This is a genomic window from Sphingomonas sp. CD22 (assembly GCF_034556155.1).
Lineage (GTDB): Bacteria > Pseudomonadota > Alphaproteobacteria > Sphingomonadales > Sphingomonadaceae > Sphingomonas.
This window is the reverse complement of record NZ_JAYDYX010000006.1, coordinates 282,992-301,987: the sequence shown is the minus strand read 5'-3', so window position 1 is coordinate 301,987 and position 18,996 is coordinate 282,992. Positions and strand designations below refer to the sequence as shown.

The 18,996-nt window shown below is 68.8% G+C and carries 19 protein-coding genes and 1 other annotated feature; of the genes, 11 read left to right on the top strand and 8 right to left on the bottom strand.

The window, feature by feature from the left end; all coding sequences use genetic code 11:
• The first annotated feature begins 150 nt into the window (after window positions 1-150).
• Both SFC76_RS13945 and SFC76_RS13940 read left to right on the top strand, forming a co-directional pair.
• Window positions 151-1,155: a ferritin-like domain-containing protein gene (locus SFC76_RS13945; protein WP_416222425.1), complete on the top strand. Its 1,005-nt coding sequence runs from the start codon at window positions 151-153 to the stop codon at window positions 1,153-1,155.
• Between the two features lie 25 nt (window positions 1,156-1,180).
• Complete coding sequence (locus tag SFC76_RS13940) at window positions 1,181-2,188, top strand: ferritin-like domain-containing protein (protein ID WP_322850028.1); 1,008 nt, start codon at window positions 1,181-1,183, stop codon at window positions 2,186-2,188.
• 10 nt (window positions 2,189-2,198) lie between these two features.
• Here the strand turns inward: SFC76_RS13940 and SFC76_RS13935 are convergent, their stop codons facing one another.
• From SFC76_RS13935 to SFC76_RS13915, 5 genes are all read right to left on the bottom strand, one after another.
• A complete protein-coding gene (locus SFC76_RS13935) occupies window positions 2,199-3,680 on the bottom strand; it encodes a SulP family inorganic anion transporter (protein ID WP_322850027.1) in 1,482 nt (493 codons plus the stop codon).
• A 67-nt stretch (window positions 3,681-3,747) separates the two neighbouring features.
• Window positions 3,748-3,803, bottom strand: a sequence feature (sul1 is cis-regulatory element that is thought to sense ions involved in sulfur or methionine metabolism; They are found in Alphaproteobacteria).
• Window positions 3,804-3,852: 49 nt separating this feature from the next.
• On the bottom strand, window positions 3,853-5,535 hold the full coding sequence (locus SFC76_RS13930; RefSeq protein ID WP_322850026.1) for an alpha-L-fucosidase: 1,683 nt from the start codon (window positions 5,533-5,535) through the stop codon (window positions 3,853-3,855).
• Window positions 5,532-6,329 (bottom strand): SGNH/GDSL hydrolase family protein, encoded by a 798-nt coding sequence (locus tag SFC76_RS13925; RefSeq protein WP_322850025.1) that lies wholly within the window; start codon window positions 6,327-6,329, stop codon window positions 5,532-5,534. Before SFC76_RS13925 ends, SFC76_RS13930 begins: the two co-directional genes overlap by 4 nt.
• Window positions 6,329-7,222: a GDSL-type esterase/lipase family protein gene (locus SFC76_RS13920; protein WP_322850024.1), complete on the bottom strand. Its 894-nt coding sequence runs from the start codon at window positions 7,220-7,222 to the stop codon at window positions 6,329-6,331. The genes SFC76_RS13925 and SFC76_RS13920 overlap by 1 nt, the downstream gene beginning before the upstream one ends.
• Window positions 7,219-8,001 (bottom strand): IclR family transcriptional regulator, encoded by a 783-nt coding sequence (locus SFC76_RS13915; RefSeq protein ID WP_322850023.1) that lies wholly within the window; start codon window positions 7,999-8,001, stop codon window positions 7,219-7,221. The genes SFC76_RS13920 and SFC76_RS13915 overlap by 4 nt, the downstream gene beginning before the upstream one ends.
• A gap of 511 nt (window positions 8,002-8,512) precedes the next feature.
• On the opposite strand from SFC76_RS13915, the gene fucP reads away from it, so the two are divergent.
• The 6 genes from fucP to SFC76_RS13880 all read left to right on the top strand — a co-directional run bounded on the left by fucP (window position 8,513) and on the right by SFC76_RS13880 (window position 13,879).
• Window positions 8,513-9,763: an L-fucose:H+ symporter permease gene (fucP, locus tag SFC76_RS13910; protein WP_322850022.1), complete on the top strand. Its 1,251-nt coding sequence runs from the start codon at window positions 8,513-8,515 to the stop codon at window positions 9,761-9,763.
• Window positions 9,760-11,046, top strand: a complete 1,287-nt coding sequence (locus tag SFC76_RS13905) for an aldo/keto reductase (protein WP_416222424.1) — start codon at window positions 9,760-9,762, stop codon at window positions 11,044-11,046. Before fucP ends, SFC76_RS13905 begins: the two co-directional genes overlap by 4 nt.
• Window positions 11,043-12,254 (top strand): UxaA family hydrolase, encoded by a 1,212-nt coding sequence (locus SFC76_RS13895; RefSeq protein WP_322850021.1) that lies wholly within the window; start codon window positions 11,043-11,045, stop codon window positions 12,252-12,254. Before SFC76_RS13905 ends, SFC76_RS13895 begins: the two co-directional genes overlap by 4 nt.
• Window positions 12,251-12,982: an SDR family oxidoreductase gene (locus tag SFC76_RS13890; RefSeq protein WP_322850020.1), complete on the top strand. Its 732-nt coding sequence runs from the start codon at window positions 12,251-12,253 to the stop codon at window positions 12,980-12,982. Before SFC76_RS13895 ends, SFC76_RS13890 begins: the two co-directional genes overlap by 4 nt.
• 161 nt (window positions 12,983-13,143) lie before the next feature.
• Window positions 13,144-13,509, top strand: a complete 366-nt coding sequence (locus tag SFC76_RS13885; protein ID WP_322850049.1) for a hypothetical protein — start codon at window positions 13,144-13,146, stop codon at window positions 13,507-13,509.
• Between the two features lie 94 nt (window positions 13,510-13,603).
• The gene (locus tag SFC76_RS13880) at window positions 13,604-13,879 is read left to right on the top strand and encodes a DUF3297 family protein (RefSeq protein ID WP_322850019.1); all 276 of its coding nucleotides are present in this window, start codon (window positions 13,604-13,606) and stop codon (window positions 13,877-13,879) included.
• A 65-nt stretch (window positions 13,880-13,944) separates the two neighbouring features.
• Here the strand turns inward: SFC76_RS13880 and SFC76_RS13875 are convergent, their stop codons facing one another.
• The 3 genes from SFC76_RS13875 to SFC76_RS13865 all read right to left on the bottom strand — a co-directional run bounded on the left by SFC76_RS13875 (window position 13,945) and on the right by SFC76_RS13865 (window position 17,118).
• Window positions 13,945-14,274, bottom strand: coding sequence for a metalloregulator ArsR/SmtB family transcription factor (locus SFC76_RS13875; RefSeq protein WP_322850018.1), 330 nt, complete (start codon window positions 14,272-14,274; stop codon window positions 13,945-13,947).
• Window positions 14,275-14,623: 349 nt separating this feature from the next.
• Window positions 14,624-16,480 carry an ABC-F family ATP-binding cassette domain-containing protein gene (locus SFC76_RS13870; protein WP_322850017.1) on the bottom strand — a complete coding sequence of 619 codons (1,857 nt, stop codon included), beginning with the start codon at window positions 16,478-16,480 and terminating at the stop codon, window positions 14,624-14,626.
• Window positions 16,481-16,554: 74 nt separating this feature from the next.
• Complete coding sequence (locus SFC76_RS13865) at window positions 16,555-17,118, bottom strand: helix-turn-helix domain-containing protein (protein ID WP_322850016.1); 564 nt, start codon at window positions 17,116-17,118, stop codon at window positions 16,555-16,557.
• An 86-nt stretch (window positions 17,119-17,204) separates the two neighbouring features.
• Here SFC76_RS13865 and SFC76_RS13860 point away from each other — a divergent pair, with 86 nt between their 5' ends.
• From SFC76_RS13860 to SFC76_RS13850, 3 genes are all read left to right on the top strand, one after another.
• Complete coding sequence (locus tag SFC76_RS13860) at window positions 17,205-17,636, top strand: DUF6456 domain-containing protein (protein WP_322850015.1); 432 nt, start codon at window positions 17,205-17,207, stop codon at window positions 17,634-17,636.
• 74 nt (window positions 17,637-17,710) lie between these two features.
• A complete protein-coding gene (gene dapF / locus SFC76_RS13855) occupies window positions 17,711-18,655 on the top strand; it encodes a diaminopimelate epimerase (protein ID WP_322850014.1) in 945 nt (314 codons plus the stop codon).
• A gap of 106 nt (window positions 18,656-18,761) precedes the next feature.
• The gene (locus SFC76_RS13850; protein ID WP_322850013.1) at window positions 18,762-18,980 is read left to right on the top strand and encodes a hypothetical protein; all 219 of its coding nucleotides are present in this window, start codon (window positions 18,762-18,764) and stop codon (window positions 18,978-18,980) included.
• The last annotated feature ends 16 nt before the right edge of the window (window positions 18,981-18,996 follow it).

Sequence of the window (18,996 nt, the reverse complement as noted above, 5' to 3'; positions counted from 1 at the left end):
CGTCGATACTGCAATATAGTCCGAGATAGACATAATCGTCTGGTGTCACCTTGACGACCAAACAACGGCCGAAGTCATATTGATTGAAGTCTAGACGCTCAGATGATTTGGAGTCGGCGACGATAATGCTGGAACGGAACCGTGGTCCGAATGTTGCTGTTCTCAACACAAAGGGGAGTTCTCAGCGTGAGTCACGATGTCAGTCCGATCGACGCGCTTGCGGCGCATGCCGAACAGCGCAAGGACCGAAGGGCCTTTTTCAAGGCGGCAGTAGGGGCGGCGGCCGTCGGGGCCGGCGCCTTTTTGGTAAGCAGTCCGGCGCAGGCGCAAACCCTGACCGATGCGGACATTCTCAACTTTGCGTTGAACCTCGAATATCTCGAGGCGAACTTCTATTATTATGCCGTCTATGGTCGCGGCATCCCGGCGACGTCGATCACCGGCGTCGGTACGCCGGTCGCCGCAGTCGGCGGTAAGCAGGTAACATTCCAGGATTCGCTGCTCGCGGAGATGGCACGCGAGATCGCCGAGGACGAACTCGCCCACGTCAATTTCCTGCGCACCGCATTGGGAACGGCCGCGGTCGCCCAGCCGGCGATCGACATCGGCGTGTCGGCGACCAGCGCGTTCAGCGTGGCGGCACAGGCGGCAACGCTCGTTCCCGCCGGCGGCATCTTCGATCCCTACGCCTCGGACCTCAACTTCCTTTATGGCGCATTCCTGTTCGAGGACGTCGGCGTCACCGCTTATAAGGGCGCGTCGTCGCTGCTGACCAACAAGACCTATCTCGATGCCGCAGCCGGCATCCTCGCTGCCGAAGCCTATCATGCCAGCATGATCCGCACGACGATCGATCAACTCGGCGGCAACGTCGGGCTGAAGGCCTCGACGATCCGCGGCGATACCGAACTGGTCTCGAATGCACGCGACAGCCTCGACGGTACCAGCGACCTTGACCAGGGCATCGCCTATGTCAGCTCGGGCGCCGGTCCGACCTCGAACATCGCGCCCACCGACGGCAACGGCATCGCCTTCGGCCGGACGACCGGGCAGGTCCTCAACATCGTCTACCTGAACAAGGCTCAGGTCACCGCCGGCGGGTTCTTCCCGTCCGGTGTCAACGGCACCATCCGCAGCAGCGCCAACAACGCCTGAGCCTCGGGTTCAAAGGGGATTTCCTATGATCGATCGTGAAACGCTTCTCGAAGTGTTCGACATCGCCGAGCGCCGGCGCAACGAACGCCGCCGCTTCATCAAAATGGCGGGCACCGCCGTTGCCGCGACCGCCGGTGCGTCGCTGCTCGCCGCCTGCGACAACGACGACGACAAGTCGGTGCCGGTCACGCCGACGCCGTCGCCGACGCCCACCGCCGGTTTGCCGGCCGGCGATGTCGACGTGCTCAACTTCGCACTGAACCTCGAATATCTCGAGGCCAATTATTATACGTTCGCCGCCTTCGGCAGCGGTCTCAACACGACGTTGCAGGCCGGTACCGGCACGCAGGGTTCGGTGACCGGCGGCGCGCAGGTACCGTTCCAGGACTCCACGGTGGCCGCTTACGCCCGCGAGATCGCCGCGGACGAGAACCTCCACGTCACCTTCCTGCGCCAGCAACTCGGTTCGTCGGCGGTAGCGATGCCGGCGATCAACATCGACGGCGGCGCCAATGGCGCGTTCACCGCCGCGGCGCGTGCCGCCGGCGTGGTCGGCGCGACAGGGACGTTCAATCCCTACGCCTCGGACGAGAACTGGCTGCTCGGCGGCATGCTGCTGTCCGACGTGGGAGTCACCGCCTATAAGGGATCGGCGTCGCTGATCTCGAACAAGGTGATCCTGGACGCGGCGGCCGGCATCCTAGCGGTCGAGGCCTATCATTCGGGCCTGATCCGCACGTTGCTGTACCGCAAGGGACTGGCGATGCCGGCGCTGCGCACCAACGCCGACCTCATCTCCAACGCGCGCGATACCGTCGACAACGGCTTCGACGACGATCAGGGAATCAGCCCGACGACGATCAACGGCGGTGCGGCGTCCAACATCGTGCCCGCGGACAGCAATGGCATCGTGTTCGGCCGGACGGCGGGCGACGTGCTCAACGTCGCGTACCTGAACGCCGGCGCGGTGAGCAGCGGCGGCTTCTTCCCCGCCGGCCTCAACGGCAATATCAAGACCTCGACCGCCGCATAACGGCGGGAGGTCAGGCCGCCGGCACGCGCATCGTCTGCGCGTGCCGGTCGACCAGCACCGCGCTCGCGGCGTTGAGGCCGACCACCTCCACCGCGATGCCGTGGCGGCGCATCCTGGTCACCACCTCTTCCAGCGCGCCGACCGCGGTCACGTCCCACAGATGCGCCTGCGTCAGGTCGATACGGACATGCCGGGCGGTATCGGCAAGATCGAACCGATCCGCGAAGATCTCGGCGCTGGCGAAGAAGATCTGCCCCGCGACGCGATAGTCGCGCGTATCCGTCTCTGCATCGTAGCTGACCGTCACCTCCATCAGCCGGGTGACCTTGAAGGCGAAGAACACGCCGCTCAGCAGCACGCCGACCGCCACCCCCGCCGACAGATCGTGCGTCGTCACCGTCACCGCGACGGTGGCGAGCATCACCGCGCCCGACGTCTTGGGATGACGGACGAGATCGCGCAACGATCCCCAGGAGAAGGTGCTGATCGACACCATGATCATGATCGCGACCAACGCCGCCACCGGCACCTGCGCGACCCAGGGGCGCAGCGGCACCATGACGACGAGCAGGAACACGCCGGCGACCAGCGTCGACAGCCGGCCGCGGCCGCCATAACGGACGTTGCCGACGGTCTGGCCAACCATGCCGCAGCCGGCGATGCCGCCGAACAGGCCGGCGGCGATATTGGCGAGGCCGAGCCCGCTGCATTCACGCGCCTTGGAACTGGTCGTCTCGGTCAGGTCGTCGACAACGCTGGCGGTCATCATCGATTCGAGCAGCCCGACCGCGGCCATCGCCAGCGCATAAGGCGCGAGGATCGTCAGCGTCTGCCATTCGAGTGGTACCGACGGCCAGCCGAACTGCGGCAACGACGCAGGCAGGCGGCCGAGGTCTGCGATCGTGCGCAGCGGCATCGGCAGCGCGATGCTGACCGCGGTGAGCGCGACGATGCAGATCAGCGGCGAGGGGATGATATTGGTCACGCGTGGCGCCAGATAGATGATCGCAAGACCGAGGCCGATCATAGCATAGGTGTGCCAGTCGACACCGATCATCTGCGGCAGCTGCGCCGAGAAGATCAGGATCGCCAGCGCGTTGACGAAACCGGTGCGCACCGAGCGCGAGACGAAGCGCATGAGCACGTCGAGCTTGAGTAGCCCGAATGCGACCTGGAGCAGGCCGGCGAGGAGGGTCGCGGCGAGGAGATATTGCAGGCCGTGCGCGTGGACGAGCGCGGCGGCGACGAGCGCGACCGAGCCGGCGGCACCCGAGATCATCGCCGGGCGGCCGCCGGCGATCGCGATGACGATGCCGATGACGAAGGAGGCGAATAGGCCGACTTCGGGATCGATGCCGGCGACGAAGGAGAAGGCGATGACCTCCGGGATCAGCGCGAAGGTGCCGACCATGCCGGCGAGCACGTCGCGCCGCGCGCCGGCGGCGGTGGAAATCCATTCGGCGCGGTAACGGGATAGGGAAAGACTGGTCATGACGTGAAAATCCGCATGACCGCTCCGGCGCCGCCGGCGGCGACGCGTCAATGTTCGGGAGCGGTTGCGTTGTCCGGCGGATCGGCGGCCGGAATAGCCACCCGGAATTGCACCGGGTCCAGGCGAATGCCGGGCGCCTAGACCGATCCGTGCTGCAGCGCAATAGGCGGGCTCAGTCGACCAGCCCGGGCCCCTCGACGATCAGCGCGAGCCCGATGGCGTGGTGCGCGGCGGCGGGCAGCCGCACCTCCAGTGCATCGCCGGTGCGGGTGAAGGGCAGCGGCGCGCTGCTGCCGGGCAGCGACACGCGGCGCACCTCGCCGCGACCGACCGGATTGTCGCGGCCGAGCAGGGTCAGCCGCGCGACGCCGTCGGCAGGCCAGCCGAGCACCAGCGCGTGCAGCGCCTTGCCGCGGGTGACGTAGCGGATGTCGCGCGCGGTATAGCCGGTGTCGCGGCCGCCCTCCGAGAAGCTGCCCGCGCCGGCGCCGCCCGGCCCCTCGCCATGGATGCGCCACGGGCGGGTGGCATAGATCGCCGCGCCGTTGATCCGCATCCACGCACCGATCTCGCCGACGATCTGGCGTTCGCGCGCGTCGATCGTGCCGTCGCCCTTGATCGGCACGCTCAGCATCATGTTGCCGTTCTTCGACACGACGTCGCACAGCGTGTGCAGCACCTTGGCGGGCGTCTTGTAGAGGTTCTCGCGCTCATATTGCGCGCCGTAGAACCAATTGCCGAGGCAGGTCTCGGTCTGCCACGGATAGGGGTCGATGAAGCTCTTCTGCCCGCGCTCGACGACGTCGACCAGGCCCATGCGGCGCTGCGGCGGCGTTTCCTTGGCGGTGACGACGCCCTCCAGCCGGCCGCCGTGGCGCGCCATGTTGCGGTTGTAGAAATAGGCCGCGATGTCGAGCCCGGCCTGTTGCAGCGGCAGATCGTGATTGTCGAAATAGAGCATGTCGGGTTCGTATCTGTCGATCAGCTCGCGGCAGCGCAAAGTCCAGCGGCGGACATAGTCGGGATCGGGGGGCACGCCCTCGTTCCACAATCCGTCGGTGGCGGCATGCCACGCGCCGGCTTCGGCGAGCGAGCCGATGCCGTCGGGCATCGCCATCGACGGACCGGTATAAAGCTGTTGCGGGTCGAGCCCGTCCCACCATGCGCCGCGGCCCTGCGCGCGGGTCAACGTCGCGGCGTCGTAGCGCTGGCCGCGGCGCGGGCCGACGGGATCGTAGCCGTAGGCGATCTGGTTCCAATGCCAGGCGTGGGCGCTGTGGTTGGAGACGGCGAAGCGCAGCCCGCGCTCGCGCGCCAGTCCGGCCCAGATGCCGACGATGTCCTTCTTCGGGCCGACGCGTGTGGAATTCCACGGCTGATGCGTCGAGGCGAAACAGTCGAGATTGTCGTGATGGTTGGCGAGCGCCATGAAATAGCGTGCGCCCGCACCCTTGTAGAGGTCGAGCAGCTCGGCCGGGTCCCAATGTTCCGCGCGCCACTGGTTCTGGATCTGCATGAAACCGGTGTCGGCGGGGTGGCCGTAATGCTTCAGGTGATGGTCGTAGGTCGGGTGACCCTGAAGGTACATGTTGCGCGCATACCAATCGTCGCCGATGCCGGGGACCGAAGGCGCCGCCCAATGCGCCCAGATGCCGAACTTGGCGTCGCGGAACCAGTCGGGCGCGGAATAGCCGGCGGCGAGCGATTGCCAGTCGGCGGTGAAGCGTTGCGGCGGGGCGACCTTGACCGGGCGCAGCGCCGCGTGCGGCGGCGCGGCGGCGGCTATGGCAGGTGTCGCCTGGGCGAGGCCGAGTGCGGCGCTGCCGGCAAGGAAGCCGCGGCGATCGACGCTCATCGACCGCCACCCAGCGTCTTGGCGACTGCGGCGAGCGCGAGCGGACGCATGATCGCATAGCCCGCCGGGGTCGGATGGACGCCGTCGCTGGCGAGGCCGGGCTTCATGCCGCCCTCCGCCGTGGTCAGCGCGGCGTGATAGTCGACATAGGTATAGCCATGCGCCCCGGCATAGCCGCGCAGCCAGCGGTTGAAGGCGAGGATCTGCGGCGCCGGGCGCATCTCCGGGCTCCACGGAAAGGCGGCGGCGGGCGGGATCGAGGCGAGGATCACCTTGATGCCGTGCGCGTGCGCCAGCTCCGCCATCGTCTCGATATTGCCCTGTACCGTCTCGACCGTCGCGGCGCCGGTGTTGCCGGCGATGTCGTTGGTGCCGGCCATGATGTGCACCGCCTCGGGGCGCAGCGCGATCACGTCCTGGCGGAAGCGCAGCAGCATCTGCGGCGTGGTCTGGCCGCCGATGCCGCGATCGACCAGCCCGTGCGTGAACAGCGACGGATCGGCGCCGATCCAATTGTCGGTGATCGAATCGCCCATGAAGACGACGCGCGCCGGTTCGGTGAGCGCGGCATTCTGCGCGCGATAGCGGCAGAGCTGGCCGTGGTCGCGCGTCAGCATGTGGAGCTTCCACATCTGCCATGCCTGTCCGTCGGCGGGTTTGGGGTGGGCGGGGCAGGGATCGGCGACGATGCCGACGGGGTCGCCGGCATAGGGATCGCCGGGCACGTTGGTCTGCGCCGATACGGCGGATGCCGTCAGGCACAAGCCGGCGGCGAGAAGCTTGGGATAGCGCATCAGGGGGTCCTCTTCGTCTTGCTGGCCAGCGCGGCCTCGATTGCGGCGTGGGCGACCGGCGCCATGCGGGCGTAACCGGCGGCGAGCGGGTGGATGCCGTCGACGGTATAGTCGCGGCGCATCAGGCCCCTGTCGTCGGCGAGCGCGGTTTCGTAATCGGCGAAGGCATAGCCGCGCCGTTCGCAGAAGCCGCGCAGCCACCGGTTGAGCGCGTGGAGTTCGGCGGGCTTGCGCTCGCGCACGACGTCGCGCGCGGCGGGGGTGTAATCGTTGACCGGCAGCAACGCGCCGAACACCAATGCGATACCGTGGCGGTCGGCGATGTCGGCCATCGCCTGCCAATGATCCTCGATCTGCTCGGGGGTTTCGCGTTGCAGAACCCCCTGCACGTCGTTGACGCCGGCGAGGATCACCACGGCCGCGGGTCGCAAGGCGACGACGTCGGGCAGGAAGCGCAGCAGCAATTGCGCCGTCACCTGCCCGCCGATGCCGCGATTGACGTAGGGCGCGCCGGGAAAGCCGGCGGCGAGATCCCAGCGGTCGGTGATCGAATCGCCGAGGAAGACGACGCGTTGCTCGCCCGGCCGCGGCGGCGGCAAGGCGGCGTTGGCGGGCGCATACAGATAGCGTTCGCCGAAATCCTCCATCAGCACCGGCACCAGCCGTGCGCGATAGGGGCCGAGCCACGGACCCCAATCCTTCTCCACCGCGGTGCGCCGCGGCGGCGCGCTCTGATAGTCGCGCGCTGGCGCGTCGCTGGGATAATCGCGCGCCGGCGCGTCGCTGGGATAGTCGCGCGCTGGCGCGTCGCTGGGATAGTCGCGCGCCTGCGCGCCGCCGGCGAGCAGCAGCGCCGCCAGCGCGAGGGCGGTCGCCGTCGTCCGGCGGATCATGTCGCCTCGCCCTTGCCGGAGAGATCGCCGAGCGCCGGGTCGAGCGCCTCGGCGATCGCGGCGGCGGCGGCGCGCAGCACGTCCTGCGTCGCGGCGATCGGCACCAGGCTGCCGGGGCCGTCGACGAACGGCACGGTGAGCGCGGCGCGGGCGGCGCCGAACGAAAGGATCGGGACGGACAGGTCGGTGATGCCGTTGAGCAGCGGGCTCGGCGTCGTGCCGCAGCCTTCGGCGAGGATCGCGGCGAGCTGGCCGGCGAGCGCGGCGTCGTCGATCGTGTCGCCGGTCGCGCGCACCTCGTCGAGCATCGCCGCGCGCGTATCCTCGGGCTGGAAGGCGAGCAGGATACGGCCGGAGGCGGAGCGATGCAGCGGCCGGCGATAGCCGACGCGCACCGCGAACCCCGACAGGCCCGGCGCCTCGACCCCGGCGATCACCACGATCTCCGCACCCGAGACGACGACGAGGTGGCAGCTCTGCCCCGTCTCGCGGGCGAGCGTGCGCATCACCGGCAGCGCGGTGGAGACGAGATCGCGCACCGGCGGCTGGCCCATGCTGAGCGCGAACAACCGGTTGGTGAGCCGATAGCCGTCGTCGCCGCGGGCGATGTAGCGATGCGCCTCGAGCACCTGCAGCATGCGGAAGATCTCGCTGACCGAGCGGCCGAGCGCGGTCGAGACATCGGACATGGTCAGCGGCACGCTCGACGCGGCGAGCAGTTCGAGGATCTCTAGCCCCTTGGTGAGTGCCGGCGCCTGGTAGCGCGCTTTGGTCGTCATCTGTCCTCCCCCGGTCGTTGTTCTTACGTCGACGCTTGCCGCCGTTTCCCCATCCGTCCGTTACCCCGGACTTGTTCGAGACCGCTGCGGAAATCGGTCCGTGACGCGCCAAGCTTGTAGCCCGGCGGAAGCCGGGGTCCAGTTGGGCGAAGGTTTGTAATGACTTGCGACGGCCTTACCGACTGGGCCCCGGCCTTCGCCGGGGTGGATGAGGTGTTTTTTCGAGGTCTCGACCCGTTCCGGGGCCACCGTTCCTCGGGAGGATGCCCGCGCCTCACGCCGTTCTCCTCGCCGCAGAGTGGACTTCGGAACAAGTCCGGGGTGACGGGGTAAACATGGAAACGGTTTGGTCATCGTCCTCGTCACTCCCGTCACCTAAGCGTCGATCGTGGCAAGGAAAATCCGCAGATGAAAGTGATTTTTACATTTCATATCGCGGCCGGAGGGCATAGACTCACGGCCAAATCCCGCGAACCGCGACCGTTCGTGGAGAGAGCGTGGGAGAGGCATAATGAACCCGAGCGTCGCCGTACAGGACGATGATGGCGCAACGCCCGCCGGTCGCGGCGCGTTGCTGCTAACCATCGGCCTGTTCTTCCTGTGGGGCATGGCCAACAATCTCAACGACATCCTCATCGCGCATTTCCGTGCGGTGTTCACGCTGAGCGACCTGCAATCGGGCCTCGTCCAATCGGCCTTCTACCTCGGCTATTTCTGCTTCGCGATTCCCGGCGCGATCGTGATGCAGCGGTTCGGCTACAAGACCGCGGTGGTGCAGGGGCTGGTGCTGTTCGGCATCGGCGCATTGCTGTTCTGGCCGGCGTCGCTGATGCTGAGCTACGGCTTCTTCCTGCTCGCGCTGTTCGTCATCGCCAGCGGCCTCGCCTTCCTCGAGACCGCGGCCAATCCGATGGTCGCCGCGCTCGGCAGCGCCGCCACCGCCGAGCGGCGGCTCAACCTCGCGCAGGCGTTCAATCCCCTTGGCTCGATCGCCGGCGTGACGCTCGGCGCGACCTTCATCCTCGCCGACGAGCGCGCGGGCGACGTCGCCGCGGCCTCGGCGGTGCGGTTGCCGTATCTCGTCATCGCCTTGCTCGTCTTCGCCTGGGCGGCGGTGATCGTCGTCACGCGCTTTCCCGCGGTCGCGACGCGGCCGAGCGAACCGGACGCGCGCACCCCCGGCGCCTATGGCAAATTGCTCGCGTCGCCGCGCTATCTCGCCGGGGTGGGCACGCAGTTCCTCTACGTCGGCGCGCAGGTCGGGGTATGGAGCTTCCTCATCCGCTACGTCGCGGTCGAGCTGCCGTCGTTCGGGACGCAGCGCGCGGCGTGGCTGCTGACGCTGTCGCTGGCGTTGTTCATGGCCGGCCGGTTCGTCGGCGCGGCGCTGATGGCGCGCATCTCGGGCGCGCGGCTGATGCTGATCTTCGCGGCGATCGATGCGCTGCTGTGCGCGGTCGCCGCGTTCGTCGGCGGGCCGGCCGGCGTCGCCGCGCTGGTGCTGTCAAGCGCGCTGATGTCGATCATGTATCCGACGATCTTCGTGCTGACGCTGCGCGGGCTGGGGCCGCTGACCAAGCCGGGCGCGTCGCTGCTGGTGATGGCGATCATCGGCGGCGCGGTGCTGACCGCGGCGATGGGGTTCGTCTCCGACCTGGGGTCGATCCGCTTCGCGATGCTGGTGCCCGCCGCCTGTTTCGTCGGCGTCGCGCTGTTCGCGCGGCTGCATCGCGACACGGCGGTGACGGCGGTGACGGCGTGAGCGCGCCGCTGCTGCCGCGCTTCGGCATGGGGACCGCGGCGATCGGCAATCTGTATCGCGCGGTCGGCGACGACGAGGCGATGGCGACCGTCGCCGCGGCGCTCGCTGCTGGCATCGGTTATTTCGACACCGCGCCGCATTACGGCTTCGGCCTCGCCGAGCGGCGGCTGGGGGCGGCGCTGGCCGTGCACGATCCGGCGGGGCGGGCGCTGGTCTCGACCAAGGTCGGGCGGCTGCTGGTGCCGACCGCGGCGCAGGGCAGCCGGCACGGCTTCGTCGATGCCGATCCGTTCGAGCCCGCGTTCGATTACGGCGCGGACGGGATCCGCGCGTCGTTCGCGGCGAGCCTGGCGCGGCTGCGCCGCGAGCGCGTCGACCTGTTGTTCGCGCACGATCTCGGCCGGATGACGCATGGCGACGATCATCCCCGCCATCTCGCCGCCTTCCTCGATGGCGGGCATGCGGCGATGGTGGCGCTGAAGCGGGCCGGCGCGGTCGGGGGAATCGGCATCGGCGTCAACGAGATCGCGGTGTGCGACGAATTGCTCGACCGCGTCGACCTCGACGTCATCCTGCTCGCCGGACGCTATACGTTGCTCGACCGGAGCGCGGCGGCGCTGCTCGATCGCTGCGCGGAGCGCGGCGTGCGGGTGATCGTCGGCGGGCCGTACAATAGCGGCATCCTCGCCGCCGATCCGGCCGAGGCCGATCCGCAGCGGCTGCATTACGATTATGCGGCGCCCGATGCGGCGATCGTCGCGCGGACGCGGGCGCTCGCCGCCGCCTGTGCGCGGGCAGGGGTGGCGCTGCCGGCCGCGGCGTTGCATTTCCCGCTGCGTCACCCGGCGGTCGCCTGCGTCGTCGCCGGGCTGGTCGGCGCGGATCAGGTCGCGGCGATGGTGGCGCGGATCGCGACGCCGGTGCCCGATGCCGCCTGGCCGCTGCTCGATCCCCTTCCGCAACCGGAGCCGATGTCGCCCGTGACCAACCAGTTGATCCTGCTTCACCCCGACGACAACGTCCTGATCTGCGTCGCGCCGATCGCGGCGGGCGACGTGCTGCCGATCGGCGGCGGCACCGTGCCGGCGCGCGAGGGGATCACCGTCGGCCACAAGATCGCGCGCCGCCGCCTCGCGCTGGGCGACAAGGTCATCAAATATGGCGCGCCGATCGGGTCGATGACCGCGGCGGCCGACACCGGCGATTGGGTCCATATGCACAATATGAAGAGCGACTATATCGCCAGCCACACGCGCGCGACGGTGACGGAGGCGCGGGCATGATCCGCGGCTACGCCCGCGCCGACGGCCGCAAGGGCATCCGCAACACCGTCGCGGTCGCCTATCTGGTCGAATGCGCGCATCACGTCGCGCGGCGGATCGTCGACAAGGCGGACGATCCCGACGTCCATCTGATCGGCTTCCCCGGCTGCTATCCCAATGCCTATGCCGCCAAGGTGATGGAGGCGGTGGCGACGCACCCCAACGTCGGCGGGCTGGTGATCGTCTCGCTCGGCTGCGAGAGCTTCGATCGCGAGCGGTTGCAGGCGCTGGTCGCGGCGAGCGGCCGCCCGGCCGAGCTGCTCGTCATCCAGCAGACGGGCGGCACCGCGGCGACGATTGCCGCCGGCCTCGCCGCGGTGGCGCGGGTGCAGGCCGAGATCGCGGGCGTGGAGCGCGTGGCGATGGGGATCGACGAACTCGTCGTCGGCACGATCTGCGGCGGCTCGGACGGCACCAGCGGCATCACCGCCAACCCCGCCGTGGGCCGCGCCTTCGACACGCTGGTCGGGGCCGGCGCGACCTGCATCTTCGAGGAGACGGGCGAACTCGTCGGCTGCGAGGGGATCATGGCCGATCGCGCGATCACCCCCGAACTGGGCGAGGAGCTGATCGCCAGCGTCGCCAAGGCCGAACGTTATTATACCATCATGGGCTTCGGCAGCTTCGCCCCCGGCAATGCCGAGGGCGGGCTGACGACGCAGGAAGAGAAATCGATGGGGGCCTATTCCAAATCGGGCTCCTCGCCGATCAGCGGCATCATCAAGCCCGGCGACGTGCCGCCGGCGGGCGGGCTCTACCTGCTCGACGTGGTGCCCGACGGCGAGCCGCGATTCGGCTTCCCCAATATCTCGGACAATGCCGAGATCGTCGAGATGATCGCCTCCGGCTGCCATCTGACGATCTTCACCACCGGACGCGGATCGGTGGTGGGATCGGCGATCGCACCGGTGATCAAGGTGTGTGCCAATCCCGAGACCGCGCGTCGCCTCGCCGCCGACATGGACATCAATGCCGGCCGCATCCTCGAAGGCGCGGCGACGCTGGACGAGGTCGGTGCCGAGATCGTCGATGCGGTGCTCGCCGTCGCGGGCGGCCAGCGCAGCGTCTCCGAAGAGCTGGGCCACCGCGAATTCATTCTCACCTACAAGGCTTTCGACCCGATCGGCCCGGCGTGCCTGCCGATCGCCCAACGCAGGACGGCAGTATGACGACACGATTGGACGGCAAGGTGGCGCTGGTCACCGCAGCGGCGCGGGGCATCGGCCGCGCGACGGCGGAGCGGTTCGCCGCCGAAGGCGCGCGGGTGATCGCCACCGACCGCGACCGCGACGCGCTCGCCGACGTCCCGGGGTGCGAGACGCGCGCGCTCGACGTCACCGACGGCGCGGCGGTGGCGGCGCTGGCGGCGGAGATCGGGCGGATCGACGTGCTCGCCAACGTCGCCGGCATCGTCCACGCCGGCACCATCCTCGATTGCAGCGAGGAGGAATGGGCGCAGGCGATCGCGATCAACATGACCGCGATGTATCGCACCGTCCGCGCCTTCCTGCCGGCGATGCTGGCGGGCGGCGGCGGCGCGATCGTCAACGTATCCTCGATCGCCAGTTCGGTGAAGGGCATCCCCAACCGGTTCGCCTACGGCACCACCAAGGCGGGCGTGATCGGCCTGACCAAGGCGGTCGCCGCCGACTTCGTCGGCCAGGGCATCCGCTGCAACGCGATCTGCCCCGGCACGGTCGACACGCCGTCGTTGCAGCAGCGGCTGCACGACACCGGCGATTATGCCGCGGCGCAGGCGGCGTTCGTCGCGCGTCAGCCGATGGGGCGGCTGGGCCAAGCGGACGAGGTGGCGGCGCTGGCGCTGTATCTAGCAAGCGACGAGGCGGCGTTCACCACCGGCGCGGTGCATGTCATCGACGGCGGCTGGGTGAACTGAGCCGCGGCCGCACCTTCGCTGGGCACGCCGCCTAAACCGCGGATGAACGGGGCATTCCGCCTCGGTTCAGCCCGACTCGCCTAAACGATATGCAACACGCTCGCCGCTCTGTGCGTTTGGACCAGATACTCCGAGCGTCGTGTTAGAGGAGGTTCGACGTGATGAATGCGATGTTGAAGAAGGCAGGTCTGGGGATCGCGCTCGCCGCGACCGCGCTGACGGCGGCCGCGCCGGCGGATGCGCAGCGTTGGGGTGGCTATCGCCATTATCACCGCGGCAACGGCGGCAGCGTTGCGGCGGGTGCGTTGCTCGGCGGCATCGTCGGGCTCGGCATCGGTGCGGCGGTCGCCGGCAACAACCGCGATCGTTATTACGACCGCGGCTATTATTACGATGCACCGCCGCCGCCGCCGCGGGTGGTCTATCGCGACGAATATTATGCGCCGCCGCCCCCGCCGCCGCGCGTGGTCGTCCGCGAGCGGTATTACGATTACGGCCCGCGTTACGGATATGGCTACGGCTATTAAGGCTTGCAGCGGTTCGTCGGGGAGGCGGCGCGGACATCCTGTCCGCGCCGCTTTTTCGTAGCGGGGCCGGGGCGATGCCGCTAAGCGCGGCGACATGACCGATACGCCCCCCGATCGCCTGTCGACCGATCCGTCGAGCCCCTATTTCGACCAGGCCGCGCTGGAGCGCGGCATCGGCATCCGCTTCAAGGGCGTCGAGCGCCGCGACGTCGAGGAATATGACCGCCCCGCCGGCTGGATCCGCGTCGCGCTGGGCAAGAAGGTCGATCGCCACGGCCGGCCGCTGACGCTGAAGCTGTCGGGCGAGATCGAGGCGTGGTTCGAGCGGCCGGCGGCGGGTGCCGCGGACGAGGCCGACGCCGAGGGCTGAACCCCGTTTCAGGACATGAGGGCGGCGCGGGGGGCAACTCCCGCGCCTTTTCTTGTCCGGTATCGTCAGTTTGCGGCGGGCGGGGGACGGAGCGCCGCCCAATCGCCGGCGATGGCGTCGAGCGTACGACGCGCGGCGTCGAGCGCACCGGGCTTGCTCCTGTAATGCGTCTCACGGCCGAGCCGTTCGGCGCTGACGAGGCCAGCGTCTTCGAGCACGCGCAGATGTTTGGTGACCGCCTGGCGCGTCATGCCGGCATTGGCAGACAGGCGCGCGATCGAGCGGCCGGGGCCGCTACGCAGGATGATGAGCAGCGACAGCCGCGTCGGATCCGATAGCGCCGCGAACAGGCGGGCGGCCTGCACCGGCTTCGGCATCGGCGTGGGGGAGGACATCGGCAACCTTTCGGTTGCGCCTGATGCAACCGTGAAGTTGCTTATGATTGGAAAGATTTATGTGCAACCGCTATGTTGCATTGCGCTGGTGGCGGGCGGCGGCGCGATTGGAATTTACAGGTAGCGTGCGGTGGCGACGATGTCACGAACGCGCCGTTATGACTGGATCCGTCATGCCGCACTTGATCCGGCATCCCGCTTCCCGCCGGGAGAGAAAAAGAAGCGGGACCCCGGCGCAAGGCCGGGGTGACGGGAGGATAGGATGCACGCTTTACACCTCCGCGCCTTCGCGCAGCCGATGCGGCCGTGATCGTCGATCCGTCTCGTGATTTAACGGAGCACGCGTTCCCTAAGCCGTCTCCAGTGCCTCGGTCGCTTCCAGCCATGCCGCTTCCGCTGTCTCGATCTGCGCCTGTACGTCCGCCCGGCGCTTCATCAACTCGCCCATTGCCAATTTGGCGTAGCGCGGTTCCGCCGTCTTCGGATCGAACATCGCGCGGTCGATCGCGTTGCGATCGGTGGTGAGCTTGGCGATCTCCGCCTCGCGATCGCGGATCGCCTTGCGGCGCGCCTTGTCGGCGTCGCGGTCGAGCGGCTTGCCCTTTTCCTTCTTCGTACCCGATTTGCCCTTCTGCTCGGGCTGTTTGTCGCCCGCGAGCACGAAGGCGATATAATCGTCGAGCGTGCCGTCGAACTCGCGCGCGGTGCCGTTGTCGACCAGGACGAGCCGGTCGGCGGTCATCTCCAGCATGTGCCGATCGTGGCTGACCAGCACGACGGCGCCGGTATAGGCGTTGAGCGCCTGCACCAAAGCTTCGCGCGCATCGACGTCCAGATGGTTGGTCGGCTCGTCGAGGATGAGCAGATGCGGCGCGTCGCGGGTGATCAGCGCCAGCGCGAGCCGCGCCTTCTCGCCGCCCGACATCTTGCCGACCTTGCCGACCGCCTTGTCGCCGGAGAAGCCGAACCGGCCGAGCTGCGCACGCACCGCGGCGGGGCTGGCGCCGCGCATGATGCGGGTCATATGTTCGAGCGGCGTGTCGTCGGCATCGAGCTCTTCCACCTGATATTGGGTGAAATAGCCGACCTTCATCTTGCCGCTCGCATTCATGTCGCCGTCCATCGGCGTCAATTGCGCGGCGAGCAGGCGGGCGAGCGTGGTCTTGCCGTTGCCGTTGCGCCCCAGCAGCGCGACGCGGTCGTCGGGATCGAGCCGCATGTTGAGCCGCTTGAGGATCGGCGTTTCGGCATAGCCGACGCTCGCCATGTCGAGCGTGATGAGCGGCGGGCGCAATTCGCTGGGATCGGGGAAGTCGAACGACAGCGACGGATCGTTGGCGAGCTCGGCGATCGGCTGCATCTTGGCGAGCATCTTCTGCCGGCTCTGCGCCTGTTTGGCGGTCGAGGCGCGCGCCGAGTTGCGCGCGACGTAATCCTGCAGCTTGGCGCGCTGCGCGTCCTGATTGGCCTTGGCGGCGGCGAGCTGCGCCATCCGCTCGGCGCGCTGACGCTCGAAACTGTCGTAGCCGCCGGCGTAAAGCGTGATCTTGCCGTTCTGCAGGTGGAGGATGTTGTCCACGACGTTGTTGAGGAAGTCGCGCTCGTGGCTGACGACGACGATCGTCGCCTTGTAGCCGACGAGGAAATCCTCGAGCCACATCACCGCTTCGAGATCGAGGTGGTTGGAGGGCTCGTCGAGCAGCAGCAGATCGGGCTGCGAGAAAAGGAGGGCGGCGAGGGCGACGCGCATCTTCCAGCCGCCCGAGAAACTGTCGAGCGGACGCTGCTGCATCTCCTCGTCGAAGCCGAGGCCGAGGAGGATCTGCGCGGCGCGCATCGGCGCGGTATAAGCATCGATCGCGATGAGGCGCTCGTAGACGTCGCCGAGCCGGTCGGGGTCCTCGCTCGTCTCCGATTCGATCATCAGCGCGGCGCGCTCGGTATCTGCGGCGAGCACCGTCTCGAACGGCGTCGCGGTGCCCGAGGGCGCTTCCTGCGCGATATAGCCGAGGCGGGCGCCCTTGGGCATGTCGGCCGAGCCGTCGTCGGGTTCCAGCATGCCGGCGATGACGCGGACGAGCGTCGACTTGCCGGCGCCGTTGCGGCCGATCAGCCCGATCCGCCCGCCGGGCGGCAGCGCCGCGGTCGCGCCGTCGAGGATCGTGCGGCCGCCGAGGCGCACGGTGATGCCGTTGAGGTTGAGCATGCGTGCGCCTGTAGCAGATGTTGCGGTGCAGCTAAAGCGGGTCGCTGGCCCCGACGATTTGGTTCGCGTGAACGCTATAGCGTGCGGATCAGGCGGGAGGCCTGCGCCAACCATGCCGGTGATGTGACCGAGGTGGGGCGTGCGTTGGGGGTTAGGGGCAGGAGGAGCAGCGCGTCGCCGTCGCGGCCGATGAGGCGGGCGAAGAGGAAGCGGCCGGCGGGCAGCGGGACGAGGACGTCGCGGTTGAGCGCCTGGTCGAACCGGTCGGGCGCGCGCAGCTCGCACCAGATCGCGTCGCCGGCGCGATAATCGCCGATGCCGCCGGTGACGCTGATCGCGACGCCGCCGGGGGCGGGCTGCGGCGGGACGAGGGTGAGCGGCTGGCGCGGGGCGTGCGCGCCCTCGGCATCGAGCGTCGCGGCGACGGGCAGCGTCGCGCGGTCGGGGAGGGTGACGAGATCGGCGGGCGCGACCCCCAGCGCGGCGGCGATGCGGTTGAGCCAGGCGACCGAGACGGTGCGCGTGCCGGTTTCGAGCCGGCCGATCGTCTGTGCGGTCGTCGGCGGGACGCAGCGGCGCGCGACCTCCTCAAGGGTCAGGTTCTTCGCTCTGCGCACCTCACGAATGGCGGTAATCATCTCTGCCTCCTAACCGCTGCGGTTATTTCCCTGTCCTACAAAGCTGACGTTGTGGCAAGTGGGTTGCGACTCGGATGGAGGCGGTGATGCGGGAGCTGGTCGAACGAACGATAGGCAAGGGGCGCAGCGTGACGGTGAACGTCGCCGAATCGCCGCTCGGCTGGCTGCGCGCGCGCGGACTGGTCGATGCGCGGCAGTTCGAGGCGGGGGAGCGGCTGCGCGGCGATTACGAGACGGCGGCGTTGGGGCCGCGGGTGACGATGCGCTGGGTGGCGCGGGTCGATGGCGGCGGCGGCGCGGGGCTCGACCCGACGACGGCGCAGATCGCCGCCAAACGCCGGTTCGACGCGGCGCTGGCCGCGGCGGGCAAGGGGCTCGCCGATGTCGCGTGGCGGGTGATCTGCGCGGGCGAGGGGCTGCCCGTGGCGGAGAAGGCGTTGGGCTGGCCGGCGCGCGCCGGGCGGCTGGTGCTGACGCTCGCGCTCGACCGATTGGCCGATCATTATCGTTTGCCGTGACCGCCACCGCGGGTGTATCGGCGCGGCGAGACGAGAACATAAGCGGTCCATAGGGCCGCAACGGGACGGGTGTGGTGAAGTTCGATTTCGTGAAATGCCATGGCTCTGGCAATGATTTTCCGTTGATCGATGCGCGCGCCATCGATCTGGCCGCGGCGGAATGGGCGGCGGTGGCGCGGGCGCTCGCCGACCGGCGCGGGCCGGTGGGCGGCGACGGCCTGCTCCTGCTCGGCCAAGGCGATGAAGAACATCAGTTTTCCATGGTCATGTACAATTCGGACGGGAGCGAGGCGGAGACGTGCCTCAACGGGCTGCGGTGTGTGGCGCGGCTGGGGTTCGAGGCGCTTGGGATCGACGCAGGCCAGGTGAGGCTCAAGACGTCGAGCGCCGCGGTGGTGCGCGATGCCGAGCTGGCGCCTGGGGTCTATACGGTGCGCGAGACGGCGGGGCCGGCGGGGCTCGATGCCGCAGCCTGGCCGCTGCACGGCGCGGGAGCCCGGATCGTCGAGGCGGTCGTGCCGCCGCTGGGCAGCGCGCGGCTGTTCACCGCGGTCGCGATGCCCAATCCGCATCTGGTGAGCTTCGTCGATCGCGTCGACGAGGCGGAGCTGGTCGCGCTGGGCAGCGCGTGCGAGGCGGCGCCGGACTGGCTGCCCAATCGCGCCAACGTGTCGTTCGTCGAAATGCGGGGGGGCGACCTGTTCGTGCGGACGTTCGAGCGCGGCGTCGGGCTGACCGACAGTTGCGGCAGCGCGATGGCCGCCTCCGCCTTCGCCGCGTGCCTAACCGGACGGCTGGCCTATGATGCGCCGATCACCGTCTTCAACAAGGGCGGGCTGGTGCGTGCCGAGGTCGCGCGCGACGCGATGGTCAGCCTGTCGGGCAATGCGACCTGGGAATGGCGCGGGACGGTGACGGTCGATCTGGCGGCGGAGCGCGCGGGGGACCTGATCGTCCACGGCCATTGCGATGCCGAGATCGCCGCCTGGGCAGGACTCGCCGATGCGGCGAGCCGTTGACGCGGTCGGGCGGATCGCCGCCGCCGCAGCGGCGCCCCCATTGATCGGCGCGGCCACCGCCACCCTATAGGATTTGCGATCTACGTATCGCCGGAAAGCAACGGACATGCGCGACGACACGACTTATTTCTACGCACGGGCGGAGACCGAGCTGGAGCTGGCACAGCGCGCCACCCACCCCGAGGCGGTGCGTGCCCATTACATCATCGCCAACCATTATCTCGATCGCTGCTACGGCGGCGGCGAGACGGCGGTGGCCGACGGCGACCCGCCGGGCGGCGAGGGCGCCGGTGGACCTGCGGACAAGCCGGGGCGTCCGGACTGAACCACTGGCCGCGCCG

Bases quoted from the DNA above. Each gene is read 5' to 3' on its own strand.
- SFC76_RS13930 (WP_322850026.1), bottom strand. From the start codon at position 5,535: ATGAGCGTCGATCGCCGCGGCTTCCTTGCCGGCAGCGCCGCACTCGGC.
- fucP (WP_322850022.1), top strand. From the start codon at position 8,513: ATGAACCCGAGCGTCGCCGTACAGGACGATGATGGCGCAACGCCCGCC.
- SFC76_RS13860 (WP_322850015.1), top strand. From the start codon at position 17,205: ATGCGGGAGCTGGTCGAACGAACGATAGGCAAGGGGCGCAGCGTGACG.
- SFC76_RS13935 (WP_322850027.1), bottom strand. From the start codon at position 3,680: ATGACCAGTCTTTCCCTATCCCGTTACCGCGCCGAATGGATTTCCACC.
- SFC76_RS13885 (WP_322850049.1), top strand. From the start codon at position 13,144: ATGAATGCGATGTTGAAGAAGGCAGGTCTGGGGATCGCGCTCGCCGCG.
- SFC76_RS13880 (WP_322850019.1), top strand. From the start codon at position 13,604: ATGACCGATACGCCCCCCGATCGCCTGTCGACCGATCCGTCGAGCCCC.
- SFC76_RS13895 (WP_322850021.1), top strand. From the start codon at position 11,043: ATGATCCGCGGCTACGCCCGCGCCGACGGCCGCAAGGGCATCCGCAAC.
- SFC76_RS13945 (WP_416222425.1), top strand. From the start codon at position 151: ATGTTGCTGTTCTCAACACAAAGGGGAGTTCTCAGCGTGAGTCACGAT.
- SFC76_RS13920 (WP_322850024.1), bottom strand. From the start codon at position 7,222: ATGATCCGCCGGACGACGGCGACCGCCCTCGCGCTGGCGGCGCTGCTG.
- SFC76_RS13925 (WP_322850025.1), bottom strand. From the start codon at position 6,329: ATGCGCTATCCCAAGCTTCTCGCCGCCGGCTTGTGCCTGACGGCATCC.
- SFC76_RS13940 (WP_322850028.1), top strand. From the start codon at position 1,181: ATGATCGATCGTGAAACGCTTCTCGAAGTGTTCGACATCGCCGAGCGC.
- SFC76_RS13875 (WP_322850018.1), bottom strand. From the start codon at position 14,274: ATGTCCTCCCCCACGCCGATGCCGAAGCCGGTGCAGGCCGCCCGCCTG.
- SFC76_RS13915 (WP_322850023.1), bottom strand. From the start codon at position 8,001: ATGACGACCAAAGCGCGCTACCAGGCGCCGGCACTCACCAAGGGGCTA.
- SFC76_RS13865 (WP_322850016.1), bottom strand. From the start codon at position 17,118: ATGATTACCGCCATTCGTGAGGTGCGCAGAGCGAAGAACCTGACCCTT.
- SFC76_RS13850 (WP_322850013.1), top strand. From the start codon at position 18,762: ATGCGCGACGACACGACTTATTTCTACGCACGGGCGGAGACCGAGCTG.
- SFC76_RS13890 (WP_322850020.1), top strand. From the start codon at position 12,251: ATGACGACACGATTGGACGGCAAGGTGGCGCTGGTCACCGCAGCGGCG.
- SFC76_RS13870 (WP_322850017.1), bottom strand. From the start codon at position 16,480: ATGCTCAACCTCAACGGCATCACCGTGCGCCTCGGCGGCCGCACGATC.